12 protein-coding genes are annotated in these 14,649 nt (G+C 65.2%); 6 read left to right on the top strand and 6 right to left on the bottom strand.

The features are described from left to right. The first annotated feature begins 51 nt into the window (after positions 1-51). On the top strand, positions 52-1,116 hold the full coding sequence (locus CP556_RS06950; protein WP_098724948.1) for a zinc-dependent alcohol dehydrogenase family protein: 1,065 nt from the start codon (positions 52-54) through the stop codon (positions 1,114-1,116). Positions 1,117-1,392: 276 nt separating this feature from the next. Here CP556_RS06950 and CP556_RS06945 read toward each other — a convergent pair whose 3' ends face one another. After that, on the bottom strand, positions 1,393-1,680 hold the full coding sequence (locus CP556_RS06945; RefSeq protein ID WP_098724947.1) for a DUF5789 family protein: 288 nt from the start codon (positions 1,678-1,680) through the stop codon (positions 1,393-1,395). A gap of 158 nt (positions 1,681-1,838) precedes the next feature. Here CP556_RS06945 and CP556_RS06940 point away from each other — a divergent pair, with 158 nt between their 5' ends. Together CP556_RS06940 and CP556_RS25870 are read left to right on the top strand one after the other, a co-directional pair. Beyond that, complete coding sequence (locus CP556_RS06940) at positions 1,839-2,630, top strand: PHP domain-containing protein (protein WP_098724946.1); 792 nt, start codon at positions 1,839-1,841, stop codon at positions 2,628-2,630. A gap of 44 nt (positions 2,631-2,674) precedes the next feature. After that, positions 2,675-2,839: a DUF6757 family protein gene (locus CP556_RS25870; protein ID WP_176548143.1), complete on the top strand. Its 165-nt coding sequence runs from the start codon at positions 2,675-2,677 to the stop codon at positions 2,837-2,839. Positions 2,840-2,856: 17 nt separating this feature from the next. Here the strand turns inward: CP556_RS25870 and CP556_RS06935 are convergent, their stop codons facing one another. From CP556_RS06935 to CP556_RS06925, 3 genes are all read right to left on the bottom strand, one after another. Continuing rightward, positions 2,857-3,180 (bottom strand): 4Fe-4S dicluster domain-containing protein, encoded by a 324-nt coding sequence (locus tag CP556_RS06935; RefSeq protein ID WP_098724945.1) that lies wholly within the window; start codon positions 3,178-3,180, stop codon positions 2,857-2,859. Between the two features lie 70 nt (positions 3,181-3,250). Next, positions 3,251-4,051, bottom strand: coding sequence for a TrmB family transcriptional regulator (locus CP556_RS06930; RefSeq protein WP_098724944.1), 801 nt, complete (start codon positions 4,049-4,051; stop codon positions 3,251-3,253). Between the two features lie 321 nt (positions 4,052-4,372). After that, positions 4,373-5,545, bottom strand: a complete 1,173-nt coding sequence (locus CP556_RS06925) for an MFS transporter (RefSeq protein WP_098724943.1) — start codon at positions 5,543-5,545, stop codon at positions 4,373-4,375. Positions 5,546-5,710: 165 nt separating this feature from the next. Here CP556_RS06925 and hemB point away from each other — a divergent pair, with 165 nt between their 5' ends. From hemB to hemL, 3 genes are all read left to right on the top strand, one after another. After that, positions 5,711-6,739: a porphobilinogen synthase gene (hemB, locus tag CP556_RS06920; RefSeq protein WP_098724942.1), complete on the top strand. Its 1,029-nt coding sequence runs from the start codon at positions 5,711-5,713 to the stop codon at positions 6,737-6,739. 483 nt (positions 6,740-7,222) lie between these two features. Further along, positions 7,223-8,899 carry an ammonium transporter gene (locus CP556_RS06915; RefSeq protein ID WP_098724941.1) on the top strand — a complete coding sequence of 559 codons (1,677 nt, stop codon included), beginning with the start codon at positions 7,223-7,225 and terminating at the stop codon, positions 8,897-8,899. Positions 8,900-9,462: 563 nt separating this feature from the next. Then, positions 9,463-10,860, top strand: a complete 1,398-nt coding sequence (gene hemL, locus CP556_RS06905) for a glutamate-1-semialdehyde 2,1-aminomutase (RefSeq protein WP_098724939.1) — start codon at positions 9,463-9,465, stop codon at positions 10,858-10,860. Positions 10,861-10,893: 33 nt separating this feature from the next. Here hemL and CP556_RS06900 read toward each other — a convergent pair whose 3' ends face one another. Together CP556_RS06900 and CP556_RS06895 are read right to left on the bottom strand one after the other, a co-directional pair. Beyond that, complete coding sequence (locus CP556_RS06900) at positions 10,894-12,078, bottom strand: sensor histidine kinase (RefSeq protein WP_098724938.1); 1,185 nt, start codon at positions 12,076-12,078, stop codon at positions 10,894-10,896. Positions 12,079-12,262: 184 nt separating this feature from the next. Beyond that, a complete protein-coding gene (locus CP556_RS06895; RefSeq protein WP_098724937.1) occupies positions 12,263-14,581 on the bottom strand; it encodes a nitric-oxide reductase large subunit in 2,319 nt (772 codons plus the stop codon). Positions 14,582-14,649 lie beyond the last annotated feature (68 nt).

Raw genomic sequence — 14,649 nt, 5'->3', positions numbered from 1 at the left:
CGCTGCAACGGAGTGTGAGCTATTTGTAGCGTGCCATAGTCTGCCACACACATGCGAGCAGCAGTCCTCGAAGAACACGGCGAACCGCTCTCGATCGAGGAGGTAGACGCGCCGGAGCCAGCGCCGGACGGGGCCGTCGTCAAACTCGAAGCGTGTGGCGTCTGTCGGAGCGACTGGCACGGCTGGCAGGGCGACTGGGGGTGGCTCGGCCTCGAGACCCAACCCGGCCAGATACTCGGCCACGAGCCCGCCGGCCGCGTCGCCGCCGTCGGCGACGAAGTCGAGACCGTCAGCGAGGGCGACCACGTCGCCGTCCCGTTCAACCTCGGTGACGGGTCCTGTCCGCGGTGTCAGCGCGGCCACTCCAACATCTGCGAGAACGTGATGCCGCTCGGGTTCATCGAGCAAGCGCAGGGTGCGTTCGCCGAACAGGTCCACGTCCCCGTCGCAGACCACAACCTCGTGGAACTCCCCGACGGCGTCTCGTCCGTCGACATGGCCGGGCTCGGCTGCCGATTCATGACCTCGTTTCACGCGCTGGCCCACCGCGCGGACGTCGGCGCGGGCGACTGGGTGTCGATCCACGGCTGCGGCGGGGTCGGCCTCTCGGCGGTTCACATCGCCGACGCGCTCGGTGCCAACGTCGTCGCGGTCGACCTCAAAGACGAGAAACTCGAGAAGGCCGAGGGACTCGGTGCGGTCGAGACGGTCAACGCGGAAGACGTCGACGACGTCCCCGGCGAGGTCCAGGGGATCACCGACGGCGGCGCTCACGTCTCAATGGACGCGCTCGGCATCGCGACGACCAGCCAGAACTCCGTCTCGAGTCTCGACGCTCGCGGCCAGCACATCCAGGTCGGTCTCACGACCCAGGACGAACAGGGAGTGATACCCCTCCCGTCCGACGCGATGGTCATGCAGGAAATCGAGTTCATCGGCTCGCTCGGGATGCCACCGACCCGCTACGACGAGATCTTCCGGATGGTTTCGACCGGGAAACTCGAGCCAGAAAAGGTCGTCTCAGAGACGATTGGACTCGAGGACGTCACCGGGAAACTCGAGGCGATGACGGACTTCGAGACGGTCGGGATTCCGGTCATCGACAATTTCAACTAAATTTTACTCTGCGGGCGCGGCTTTGCCGCGCCCTCGGCAAAATTTAGTATAAAAGCGCTCCTCCTTCCGTTCCGCTCACTGCGTTCGCTCCACATCAGTCGTCGGCCCGCTCGCTCCCGATGGTCGCTCGCGGATGCTAACGGTGCTTCTCCACCAGTGGAGAGTGCAAGTAGTTGCACCGAGCGCGAACGAAGTGAGCGCTCGGCCTTTTTCATCAAAGTTTTTGCGCGGGGTTCGAGCGAGCGAAGCGAGCGAGGACCCCGCGTAAAAAGTTTGTTAGAAGGAAACCGCGTCGGGCGTGTACGGGCTGCCGACCGGTGTCGGGTCGCGGTCGCTGTAGCCGACGCGGCCGACGGCCTTGTCGCTGACGGCGGAGTAGACGGCGAAACGCGCCTCTTCCGGATTTTCGAAGGTCTCGGACTCGAGGCGGGCGAGTACATCGCCGACCGTCTCACTGCCGTTGGGGAGTTCGAGGGTTCGATCGCCGTACTCCTCGATCAGTTCCTCGGTCGTCGCTGGGTACTCGTGGTCGTCGATGACCTCGCCGGTGCCATTGAGCAGCATTACACCCTATCCTCCGTGAACGATAATTATAAACATTGTCCATCTATGTTTCCTAGTAGCACTGTATACCTAATATACCTAGTATCACCCTAGAGATCGTGGAACCCGGGAGCGAGCCCGGAGAAACGCCTTTCAGAGCGGGGGCGTTCGAATACCGTATGCCATATGCCGATTTGCACGTCCACACGACGCGCTCGGACGGCAGCCTCGCACTCGAGGCGGTCCCCGACGCCGCTCGACGCGGCGGCGTCAACGTGGTCGCGGTGACGGACCACGATCGGGTACAGCCGTTCGACGGGCCGGTCGTCGAACGCGACGGCGTGACGCTGATCCACGGAATCGAGCTTCGCGTCGAGACGACGGGTGGGCAACGGATCGACCTGCTGGGGTACGGTCTCGAGCCGAGCGCGGACCTCGAGGCCATCCTCGAGCGGATCCAGGAAAACCGAATCGAGCGCGGACGGGCGATCGTCGACTGCGTGGAATCGCGGCTGAGCATCGATCTCGACGTGACGATCGACGGCGGGTTCGGACGACCGCACATCGCGCGGGCGATCGACGCACATCCCGAGACCGAGTACGACTATCAGGGCGCGTTCGATCGCGTCATCGGGTCCGGCTGTCCGTGTTACGTCCCTCGAGACGTTCCGTCGTTCGAACGGGGGCAGGCGGCGCTGGCCGAATCCTGTCGGCTCGTGTCGCTGGCTCATCCGCTCCGGTACCGCGATCCGGAGGGCGCGCTCGCGCACGCGGCCGAACTCGATGCCGTCGAACTGCACTACCCCTACGGCCGCGAGGTCGACCGCGCCCCCGTCGAGCGAGCGATCGAGCGCGACGAGCTGCTCCCGACCGGTGGCAGCGACGCCCACGACGAGCGCCTCGGCGTCGACGGGCTCTCTCGACGAGCCTTCGAGCGACTCGAGCTGACGGCCGGGTACTCCGAACGTTGACCGCTAGCGGAGGGTTCAATGCATCGTAGTCCTAACGAGCGAGTATGAACTGCCACTACTGTGACCGCGAGGCTGCGTTCGCCGCTGAGTCCGACGGACTCAAGGTCGGCCTGTGCGAGGAGCACTTCCGGACTCGGTTACAGGAGCTCGCCGAAGCGGACGGCCTCGAGAGCTTGAAGGAGAAAGTCGACGTCGATCGCGCCGAATAGGATCGTCTCGCGTTCTGTTATGCGGTTCGGCCGGCGTCGACGTCGATCGCGTCGACCGGGCAGACATCGACGCAGAGCATACAATCGATACACTGCGCTTCCTTGGCGGGATCGGCCTTCTCTTCGCTTTCCGGATGGCCGGGCGTGTCGATCCACTCGAAGACGTCGACCGGACAGTCCTCGACGCAGGCACCGTCCGCGATGCAGATGTCGAAGTCGACCGCGACGTGGGTGCCGTGAATGCCGAGTTCTTCGGGCTCGTCGACGGGACCCCAGACCGAGTGCCCCTCGTGTTCGTCGACCTGGTCGCGATTCTCGTGGAATTGCGGGTCTATGGCCATTGCTAACAGATTAAATGGCGGACGTACTTAAAAGTGCGTACTCACTGCAATGCGAGCGGCCGCCAGCAGTCTACTCGTCCGTCGTTCGGTCCTTGGCGCGCTTCTCGAGCCGGTCGTCGAGGAGTTCGCGCGTCCAGACGGCGAAGCCGTGATCGCGGCCGTAAGTCCAGACCGCCATCTCGTCGACCACGTCGGGAAGATCGCTCTCCTGGATTCCGGCCGCGACGATCGCTTCCTGATCGACCATGAGCAACTGCGCCGGCCACTCGTCCTGGACGTTGTTGGTCGTCTGGAGGGCGGGTACAACGACGACCTCCGCGCTCGGAGCCGCCGCCGAGAACGTCTCGCGAGCGTCCTCGGTCGGGACTTCGACGTACACGTCGACGCCGCGATCGGCGGTCGACTCGAGAGCCGAGCGGATCTCCTGATCGACGACTTCGGTCGCCGGAACGAGGTAGTGGACGGTGTCCTCGGCGTCCTCGAGGAAAAGGACGACGCGCTCGGTGACGTGTTCTTTCTGCGTGATTTCCCACATTCCCTCGTCGTCCTGTGAATCGGGTTCCTCGAGTTGGCCGAGCGCGTTCTCGGCGGCGTTGATCCGCGAGTCGAAGTCCTCGCGAAGCCGTCGACAGGCCGTATCGACTGGGACGGCTTTGTACTGGCGCGGTTCGGTCTGCTGGACGCTGACCAGGGCCTTCCGGTCGAGGCGCTCGATGGTATCGTACACCCGCGAGCGAGGGATATCCGCGACCTGACTGATCTCCTTGGCAGTCCCCTTCGAGATTCGGACCAGGGCCACGAGACACCGAGACTCGTACTTCGTCAGCCCGAGTTCCTCGAGGGTTGTCACTGCTTCCTCGGCGTTCGACACGGTTGACACACAGTCAGAACGGGGGAAAGAACGCGGCTTTCTACCGCCACGCCGTTATACGGCGGTCAGGAAAACGTGCGAAAGGAGTCTCCCCCACAGGGACAGCCGTCGGCGCTGCCGATCGGTCGAATCTCGCCGGGAGAGAGCCAGACTGCCATCGCTCTTCCGCAGTCCGTACATCGTGCTGCACCCTTCCGCCGTGACGCTGCTTCCATGGGGCAATCTACTCCCTGAGAACACATAAGCCAGTTGTGAGTTCAACGGGAATACAGGGACGTGTGCTCCGGCCGTAACAACGACGTCCGAGCCGCGGAGTTCGGATCAGTAACCCAGCGAGAGAGCCCAGTTGACGGCCAGCGCGACGAAGACGAGGGCCAATAACACGGCGAGGAACCCGAAGGAGACTCCCCAGCCGAACAGATCCGCCAGGGCTCCGGTGACGACCGAGCCCAGCGCGCCGACGACGCCGTAGACGGTCCGTACGAGACCGAATCCCGCGCCGCGTTCGGCCGGCGAGAGGTGGTCCATGAAGCGGGGCAGTAGCGCTGCACCCCAGCCGAGGCCGATCCCGAGGAGCACGACGCCGGCCGCGACCGCGACGGTCCCCGGAACCGCGACGAACAGCGCGAAGCCGGCGACCGAGAGGACCATGCAGGCCGCCGTCGTCACGTCACGACCGTAGCGGTCGGAGACCGAACCCACACCGACCTGCGTGATCCCCTGGACGACGAAGTAGCCCCCGAAGACGAGACTCGCCGTCGTCGCGGACTGGCCGCGGTGGGCGACGAGGAAGGTCGGCAGAAACGAAGACGTCGCCTGCCAGACGAAGTCGCCCAGGATCGCGAGCGCGCACGTGAAGGCGATCTCCGGCCGGGAGAGCAGTTCGACGACCGGCTCGAGTTCGAACCGTTCGGCCATCGGCTGGTCGGGCCGCTGGGGGGCGGTCGGCCGGACCGAGCGGGCGAACAGGACGAAGATGGGGACGGCGACCACCGCACCGACCGCGATCGCGGCCCGCCAGCCGTACCGGACGGCGACCCAGGCGGCGATCGGCGGCGCGACGAGTCCCGCAAGGGGACCGCCGCTGTTGTGGACGCCGATCGCGGCTCCGATCTCGTCGTAGGTCCGGGTCAGCAGCGACGTCGCGACGCTGTAGTGGAGGCCGGCGACGGCCCCGAGCGCGATGGTGCCGACCACGAAGACGGGGAACAGGGGTGCGATCGCGAGGAACGCGCTCGCGACGGCCGTCCCGCCGACGGCGACCAGAATGACGCGGCGCTCGCCGAACCGGTCGCCGAAAACGCCGCTGGGGAACTGCGAGCAAAAGTACGCCGTCCACATCCCCGTCAGCGCGAGCCCGATCACCGAGTTCGAGACGCCGAACTCGGCGGTGATCCGGGGAACGACCGGGCTGATCACCAGCCTGGCGGCCATCGTCGCCAGGAAGGCGAGCGTACACATCGCCAGGACCGTCTCCTCGTATCGCCAGCGCATTACTCGAGTTCACCCGTCGGTCGCGGCTCCCGGGGGCCGGGACGCGATCGCATCAGGCAGTCACCGACCCTGACGGATGAGGATACTGCTACCGGCAGCCGCCGCCTCGAGTCCGACCGCCGGCCGGAGCGCATCGCTTTTGCGACTCCCGTCGAATACACGTCTATGAACCTCACACATCGCCCCCGGCGGCTCCGACAGGACCGGGTTCGCGGCCTCGTCAGCGAGACGAGCCTCGAGCCGTCCGATCTGATCGCGCCGGTGTTCGTCGACGCCACGACCGACGAGCGGGTCCCGATCGAGTCGATGCCCGGCCACGAGCGGGTCCCGATCGACGGGATCGTCGATCGCGTCGAGGCGGTCCTCGAGACGGGCGTCGAGGCGATCATGCTCTTTGGCATTCCGGAGTCGAAAGACCCCGAGGGGAGCCGCGCCTGGGCCGAGGACGGCGTTATTCAGGAGGCGCTACGTCGAGTCACGAGCGAGACCGACGCCTACGTCATCACCGACGTCTGCCTCTGCGAGTACACCGACCACGGCCACTGCGGGCCGCTCGAGGAAGAGTTGCGAACCGATGGCAGCATCGTCGAGGCGGACGGGCCCGCGTGCGAACCGACGCTGACCGTCGACAACGATGCGACGCTCGAGGCTCTCGAGCGTATCGTCGTTTCGCACGCTCGCGCGGGCGCGGACATGGTCGCACCGAGCGGGATGATGGACGGGATGGTCGGCGTCGTCCGATCGGCGCTGGACGAAGCGGGGTTCGAACGCGTCCCGATCATGAGCTACGCGGCGAAGTACGAGAGCGCCTTCTACGGCCCGTTCCGGGACGCTGCGGACGGGGCCCCCTCCTTCGGGAACCGCCGTCACTATCAGATGGATCCCGCGAACTCGCGGGAGGCCATGCGGGAAGTCCGACTCGACGCCGAGCAGGGCGCCGACGTGATGATGGTCAAGCCCGCCCTTCCGTACCTCGATATCGTCTCGGCAATTCGCCGGGAGTTCGACCACCCCGTCGCGGCCTACAACGTCTCCGGCGAGTACGCCATGCTACAGGCCGCCGCCGAGAAGGGGTGGCTGGACCTCGAGGACGCGGCACTCGAGTCGCTGCTCTCGATCAAGCGGGCCGGTGCGGATCTAATTCTCACCTACTTCGCGGAGGACGTCGCCGAAGGGCTGACCGGCGGTCGATAGCCGGACGACCCTGGCCGAGCCGAGGGTGAATCGGCGAGCGCACCGTCGAACCGACCGACTCCGCGCGAGCAGCCGGTGACATTCGAACGAACGTCCATACCTCGCCCAGCGATGACGGACAACTGGCAACATCTACCGCGCGCGAGCCGTGTTGTGCTGTTCGAGGGGTGTAATGGGTCGTTACGGAGACGATCCGAATCCCCTCGAGTTTTTCCGGGTTTACAAAGAGAGAATATATAACCACGGCTCGAAAAATCCGCAAGATCGAATTGCCTTATACACATTAGATCACCTTTAGATTTGTTCGGTTGTCCCTATTACTCGCTCATTATTCGACGTTCATCAACGCTAACCCTTATATGCAGCTAGTCCATCGACATCAGACGTGATTCAGAAGACAACCATGCGCTCGAACGACTCATACATGGACATACGTCTACAACGTATCGGTAGCAAAACGACGGGAACGGGGGTGGCTGCCTGATGGAGCCGACGCTCTTGCAGTCCGGAGAGGTCGCCGACGTTGGCGTCCTCGTCGACGCGCTCAATTACACGTGGATCCTGGTGGTGTGTTTCCTGATCTTCTTCATGCACGCGGGCTTCGCGATGCTGGAGGCCGGTCAGGTTCGCTCGAAGAACGTCGCCAACCAGCTGACGAAGAACCTGCTGACCTGGTCGGTCGGTGTCGTCGCGTTCTTCCTCGTCGGAGCCGGTGTGAGCAGTTTCGTCGGCGGGGGCGGATTCACCTGGATCGCCGGTAACGATCCCGGTTCGTGGGCCAGCGGTTGGTTTTACGGGGCCGTCTTCGCGATGACGGCGGCGACGATCGTCTCCGGTGCCGTCGCCGGACGCGCGAAACTCCGCGCGTACGTCGCGTACACCGTCCTGCTAGCGGCGGTCATCTACCCGGTGGTCACTGGGATCACGTGGTCCGGTGGGTACATTCTCGAGTACGTCGGAACCGGCTTCCAGGACTTCGCCGGCGGGATGATCGTCCACGGCATGGGCGGCATCGCCGGGCTCACCGCGGCGTGGGTACTCGGTCCGCGCATGGACCGGTACAACAGTGACGGGAGCGTCAACGTCATTCCCGGTCACTCGATGACGTTCGCGGTGCTGGGAACGCTCTTGCTCGCCTTCGGCTGGTACGGGTTCAACGTCGGGACGGCCTCGATCTTCGTCGAGAACGCCGACGGCGAGATGGTGTTCAACGCAGCCGTCCTCGGCCGCGTTGTGCTGACGACAACGCTAGCGATGGCGATGGGCGCCATCGGCTCCGGCGCAGTCGCCCTCCTGAAAACCGGCAAAGTCGACACGCTCTACGTTGCGAACGGCCTGCTGGCCGGTCTCGTCGGCATTACTGCAATCCCCGACGTCACTGCGTGGTGGGGTGCCCTGGTCGTCGGTCTGCTCGCCGGCGCACAGCTGCCGATCGTCTTCAGTTTCGTCGAGCAGCGCCTGAAGATCGACGACGTCTGTGCGGTCTTCCCCGTCCACGGATCCGCGGGCGTCCTCGGAACGCTGCTGTTCCCGTTCGTGGCCGCTCCGGGCATGGTCGATAGCGTCGCCAATGCGTTCATCGCACAGCTCGCAGGCGTCGTCGCCATCACCGTCTGGACGGTCGTCATGACCGCTCTGGTCTTCGGTGCGCTGAAGGCCGTGGGACAGGCCCGCGTTTCGCCCGAACACGAGCGCGACGGCCTCGACGTCTCCGAACACGGCGTCGACACCTACCCCGAGTTCGGACAGCCCGACGTCGCGACCGACGGCGGCAGCGATGAGATCATTCGCGCCGACGGCGGCGAGCCGAACGACGGCGAGATCAAGATGGTCACCGCGATCGTCCGCCCGGACCGCCTCGGAGCGATCAAGAAGTCCCTCGCAGAAGCCGGCGCACCGTCGCTGACCGTCACCAACGTCTCCGGTCGCGGCTCACAGCCCGCGAAGAAGGGCCAGTGGCGCGGCGAGGAGTACACGGTCGACCTCCACCAGAAGGTCAAGATCGAGTGCGTGGTCGCGGACATCCCGGCCCAGGAGGTCGTCGACGCTATCCGCGACGGCGCCGAAACCGGCGAACCCGGCGACGGCAAGATCTTCGTCATGCCCGTCGAGGGCGCGACCCAGATCCGCACCGGGAAAACCGGTCGTGATGCCGTCTAAGTTCGGCTCACGCGGTCGACCGATCGCGGTCCGCCCGCCAACGGACCGCGACGTGAGGTGACTCATACGGTCTGCTGTAAGTCATTCCCGGCGCGACCGCAGGCCGGATCGCGGTCGCGCCGGTAAATCGTTACAGCAAACCGTATCACGCGACCCGCATTCCACGGTGTCTGGCAAACGAGGTTTGGCGACTCGAGGCCCGTCCGAACCGGGCGTCACGTCGGCTGTGGCCTCACCCGCCTCGCGGCCGACACAGTGCAGCTCACTGTGGTTTTGATCGGACATTGCCGTGCTGAATTCGCGCGGCGTTCGCCGCTTTTCTTGCGATCCGTTTCCTCCCGGTAGCCGACGGAAACCCGTCCGCCGTGTCGATCGAGGAGACTCGAGAGTCCTCCGGCTCGAGCCGAACGCGTTCGACGTGGGTCCGCTGATTTGGCGGCGTCCGGCCAGTGGTTCGGCTGCGGGTCATCGGTTCGGCTGCGGGTCATCGGTTCGGCGGCTGGCCACGCGGTTCGGCGACCGACCTCGGTACAACTTTCCCGCCCGAAATCCAACCTCCACCCATGACCGAGGATAACTCACGCGAACTGTACGATCGGGCGCTGTCGGTGCTGCCCGGGGGCGTCAACTCCGCGGTCCGTGCGGCGATCGAGCCGTATCCGTTCTTCGTTCGAAAGGGCGAGGGCGGCCACGTCATCGACGCCGACGGCAACCGCTACATCGACTGGGTGATGGGACTCGGCCCGCTGTTGCTGGGACACGACCTGCCCGAGCCGGTCCGGGCCGCCATCCAGCAGAAAGCCAGCGAGGGACCGATGTACGGCACCCCGACGGAGGTCGAGGTCGACCTCGCGGAGTTCGTCGTCCGCCACGTCCCGAGCGTCGAGAAAATCCGGTTCGTCAACTCGGGGACCGAGGCGACTACCTCCGCCGTTCGCCTCGCGCGGGGGTACACCGGTCGGAACAAGATCGTCGTCATGCAGGGGGGCTACCACGGCGCACAGGAGTCGACGCTGGTCGAGGGCGACGCCGAGGACCCCCAGCCCTCCTCGGCCGGGATTCCGCAGTCGTTCGCCGAGCACACCCTGCCGGTGCCGTTCAACGATGAGGACGCGATCCGCGAGGTGTTCGAGGAACACGGCGACGATATCGCCGCCGTCCTCACCGAACCGATTCTGGGCAACTACGGAATCGTCTACCCCGAAGAGGGCTACCACGAGTTCCTCCGAGAGCTCACCGATGAACACGGCTCCCTGCTCATCTTTGACGAAGTGATCACCGGCTTCCGCGTCGGCGGCCTCGGTTGCGCCCAGAGCGAGTTCGGCGTCACGCCCGATCTGACGACCTTCGGGAAGATCATCGGCGGCGGCTTCCCCGTCGGCGCGATCGGCGGCCGTGCCGAAATTATCGAGCACTTCGCGCCGACGGGCGACGTCTTTCAGGCCGGTACCTTCTCCGGCCACCCGATCACGATGGCCGCCGGCCTCGAGACCCTCAAATTCGCCGCGGAAAACGATGTCTATAGCCACGTCAACGGGCTCGGTGACCGATTACGCCGCGGGCTGACCGATATCGTCGCCGATCAGGCACCCAGCTACACCGTCACCGGCACGGACAGCATGTTCAAGGTGATATTCACCCGCGAAGGGCCGAGCGGCGTGCAACGCACGCCGGAAGACGCGAGCGGTGACAACCGCGAGCAGGGTCCGGACTCGCTCGAGGAGCAGTGCCCGGCCGGCTGTCGGCAGGATCCGACCTGTCCGCGCTACGACTACTCGCCGAAGAACGCCGGCGACGTGAAAAACGCCGAGACCGAGCGCTGGCGGCGCATCTTCTGGGGGGAGATGAAGGAACAGGACGTCTTCCTCTCGCAGAACCAGTTCGAGTGCCAGTTCGTCAGTTACGGCCACACCGAAGAAGACGTCGAGGAGACGCTCGAGGCGTACAAGGAAGCGCTGTGATCGGGCGACTCGCGGGTGGCGGACGGTGCCCACTCACTCCAGTACGAGTGCTGTCGTCGTCGCGCCCGCGAGCGATTCGTCGTCCCGTTCGCTCGAGGCGGCCGGGAGTTCGACCGCGAAGCGACTGCCGTCCGAGCCGGTCTCGGTGAGTTCGACGCTCCCGTCGTAGCGGGCGACCAGCTGGGAGACCAGATAGAGGCCGAGTCCGTGCGTGCTCCCGTAGCTTTCGACGCGGTCGAAGAGGGAGTCGACCGTCGGTTCGGGGATTCCGGGGCCGTTGTCCGCGATTTCGAACCGGACGGTTTCGGGGCCCGGTTCGACCGTCACCTCGACGCGTGGCGTCGCGGCGTCGTTGTGCTCGATCGCGTTCGAGAGGAGATTGGCGAAGATACGGGGGAGCAGGTCGTCCGCGCGGACGAAGACGTGATCCGGGATCGAGGTCTCCACGTCGATCGGGTCCCAGTTGTGCTCCAGTTTTCGGACCTCGTCGGCCAGCACTCGAGCGGCGTCGACGCGCTCGGGCCGGTAGCTGCCTTCGGTCGTCTGGAGCAGGACGCGGACGTCGTCGATCACCGTCGACATGGCCTCGGACTCGTCGATGACGATCTCGAGCCAGCGACGGCTGTGGCCGTCCAGCGAGGACTCCGTCTCGAGGACCCGCGACGCGTAGCCGTTGATGATCGTCGCGGTGTTCAACACCTCGTGGCGGAGGATCCCGTTGAGGTAATCGAGATAATCGCGCTGCTCCTCGAGGTGTTCCGTCCGGAGGGCCGTCCGCTCGGCGGTCAGGGCGCGCTCGACGGCGCGGCCCTCGATGCAACCGATGAGCAATCCGGTTCCGGCACCGAACGCCACGGCCCACCGAGCCCACGCCCCGATCAGGGCCCACGAGTCGGTCGGAATGGGGACCATGAGCGCGACGTTGACGCTCAGAAACACGGTGAGACCGCCGAGAAACCACCACGCGATACGCGGATATCGCGCCGGTGAGAGCGAGGACGAACGGAGCCAGCGGCCCGCGTACGCGATTCCCACGAGGAGGGGAATCGTCGTTACGACCCCGACTAGAAACTGACCCTCAGTGACTGCGGCCGAGACGAACGTCACTCGGAGCGCGATTTCGGCGAGTAACACGACCGCCAATCCCGTTCCGAAGATCGTCAGAGACGCCGGCAGTCGATCCGTGGCGACGGTTCTGGCGTTCTCGGCCCATTGCATACCCTGGTAGTACCAACCGGCTCGGTTAGTAGTTCCGGCCATTCCCCTCTAACGGGCCGGTAACGGCCGTTCGTGACCTGAAAAGAAAATCGATTCGAGCCGTATACGGACTGTTGGCAGTCAGTTCCGGAGCAACCGCGAACCGTCCTGCGATCGCTCCGGTAGATCGGGACGACAGACCGTCTCAGTCGTCGTCGCTGACCGACTCGAGGGAGTCGTGGTCGCCGAAGATCCGGTCGGCGATGACGTGACCGGTCGTCTCCGTTGCGGTCGCCTTCCGCTGGAAGAGGAGTTTCGCGCCGACGTCCCAGGCGAAGAGAACCGCGCCGGCGATCAGTAGCGTATCGCCGGGCATGCGCAGCCAGAACAGGGTCTGGATCAGCCCGCCGTTGTAGAACTCGAGGCTGCGCGCCGCGGCGTAGCTCTGGGTGAACGCGGTCTCGAGCTGGAGGAAGCCGATGGGGAGCAGGGACATGAAGAGCATCAGCGCCAGCCCGACGTTACAGCACCAGAACGACCAGCGCAGCCGGCGGTCGGACCAGTGTGCGTCGCGGGTGGTCAGCTGGAGGATGTAGACGGCCATCCCCATCGCGAGGAGGCCGAAGGCGCCGAACATCGCGCCGTGGGCGTGGGCGACGGTGAGGTAGGTCCCGGTCTCGTAGTAGCTGATCAGCGGGAGGTTGATGAAGAAGCCGATCACGCCGGCCCCGAAGAAGTTCCAGACGCTCGAGGCGACGATGAAGTAGAAGGCCGTCCGGTAGGGGAAGTCCGTCCCCGCGGTGTCCATCGCGCGGTACTGGCCCAGCGCCTCGTAGAGGATAAAGAGGAGCGGAATGAACTCGAGCGTGGAGAAGACGCTCCCGATGGGGAGCCAGGCTTCGGGGAGGCCGACCCACCAGTAGTGATGCGAGACGCCGATGATCCCACTGCCCATGACGAGCGCGGCCTGGAAGATGACGGCCTTCTCGGCGGATTTCTTGGTGAGGAGGTTCATCGAGACCAGGGTCAGCGCGATGACGACGACGATGAAGAACTCGAAGACGCCTTCGACCCACATGTGGACGACCCACCAGCGCCAGAACTCGGTGGTGACGATGTTGGTCTGGGGCGTGTAGAGGAAGCCCGCGACGAACAGCAGGCCGATCGAGCCGCCCGCGTAGACGATCATGTGTGCCAGCCCGTAGCGGGGCTCGCGGTCCAGCAGCGGCTTGAACCCGCGGGCCACGAGCGCGGTCCAGCCGAGGAAGCCGGCCAGCAGCCCGAACTGCCAGACGCGGCCGATCTCGAGGTACTCGAGTCCCTCGTTGCCAAGCAGCCACCAGAGCTGGCCGTCGAAGACGTTGTTCGTCCCGAGCCAGATGCCGGCCAGCCCGCCGACGGCGACGACCAGCAGCGCGACGATCAGGCACTTCACGTAGCGGGCCTGTTTGGGGGGTTCACGACCGGTGAGGAGCGGTGCGAGGAACAGCCCCGCACCGAGCCACATCGTGGCGATCCAGAGGATCCCGAGGTCGATATGCCAGGTCCGAGCGATCGACCAGGGCAGCCACTGGAGGATGTCGAACCCGATCGCTTCGCGGAGGCCGAAGAAGCCGTCGCGCTCGACGTAGTAGTGGGCGAGCAAACCGCCGAGGAACGTCTGTGCGGCGAAGAGGAGCGCGCCGATCAGGATGAATCGCGTGCTCAACAGCTGGCTCGGGGTCAGGTCGATCTCCGAGGGATGCGGGATCGAGACGCCGGCCGCGTCGGGTTCGGGAATCTCGACGGACTGGTAGAGCCAAATCGCGACCCCCGCACCGCCGACTAGCAACACCATCGCGATGACGCTCCAGGTCATCACCGGCCCGCCCGCATCGTTGCCCGCGGCGGGCGAGTACGGCCAGTCGTTGGTGAACGACGCCTCGGAGTCGGGGCGATCGGTGTGGGAGATCCAGGCGGTCCACAGCGCGAAGTCGGCGAACTCCTCGGCTTCCTCGACGCTGGGCACCTGTCCCTCGGGAATCCCGCGCTCGCGGTCGCCCTCGTAGTAGCGCTCGACGTACTCCTCGCGGACCTGTTCGTGGGCGTAGACCTCCGCGCCGGAGTACTCGACCCGATCGGACTGGTACTGACTCGACTGGAGTTCCTGTCGGACTTCCTGGTCGATTCCCGCCTGAACCGACGCATTTAGCGCCGAGTAGTTCTTGCCGTGGCGCTCCCGGGCGTAGTACTCGCGCATGTGTTCGGTCTTCGACTCGAGCGCGTCGGCGGTGTAGTCAGTATCGTAGTAACTGCCGTGGCCCAGAATCGAGCCCTGGTTCATCAGGCCATTCTCCTGAAAGACCGCCTTCCCGGACTGGACGTCGTCGCTCGTCGCGACCGTTTCGTCGTCCGGGCCGACGATGGTGTCGGGAATCTCCGGTTCGTTCGCGTAGGAGAGCCACGCCCCGCCGCCCATGACGACGAGATTCACGACGAAAATCGTCGCGAGGAACGTAGCGAGTTGCTTTCTGGATATCTGCATGACAGCTACAACTCGCGTAGAAAGCCCCGTCAAACGGCCCGTGAATTCCGACGATATGGAAAAGGAGG

This window comes from Natrinema sp. CBA1119 (assembly GCF_002572525.1).
Classification (GTDB): Archaea; Halobacteriota; Halobacteria; order Halobacteriales; family Natrialbaceae; genus Natrinema.
Note: the sequence above shows the minus strand (reverse complement) of the source record. Positions and strands in the feature narration are given on the sequence as shown.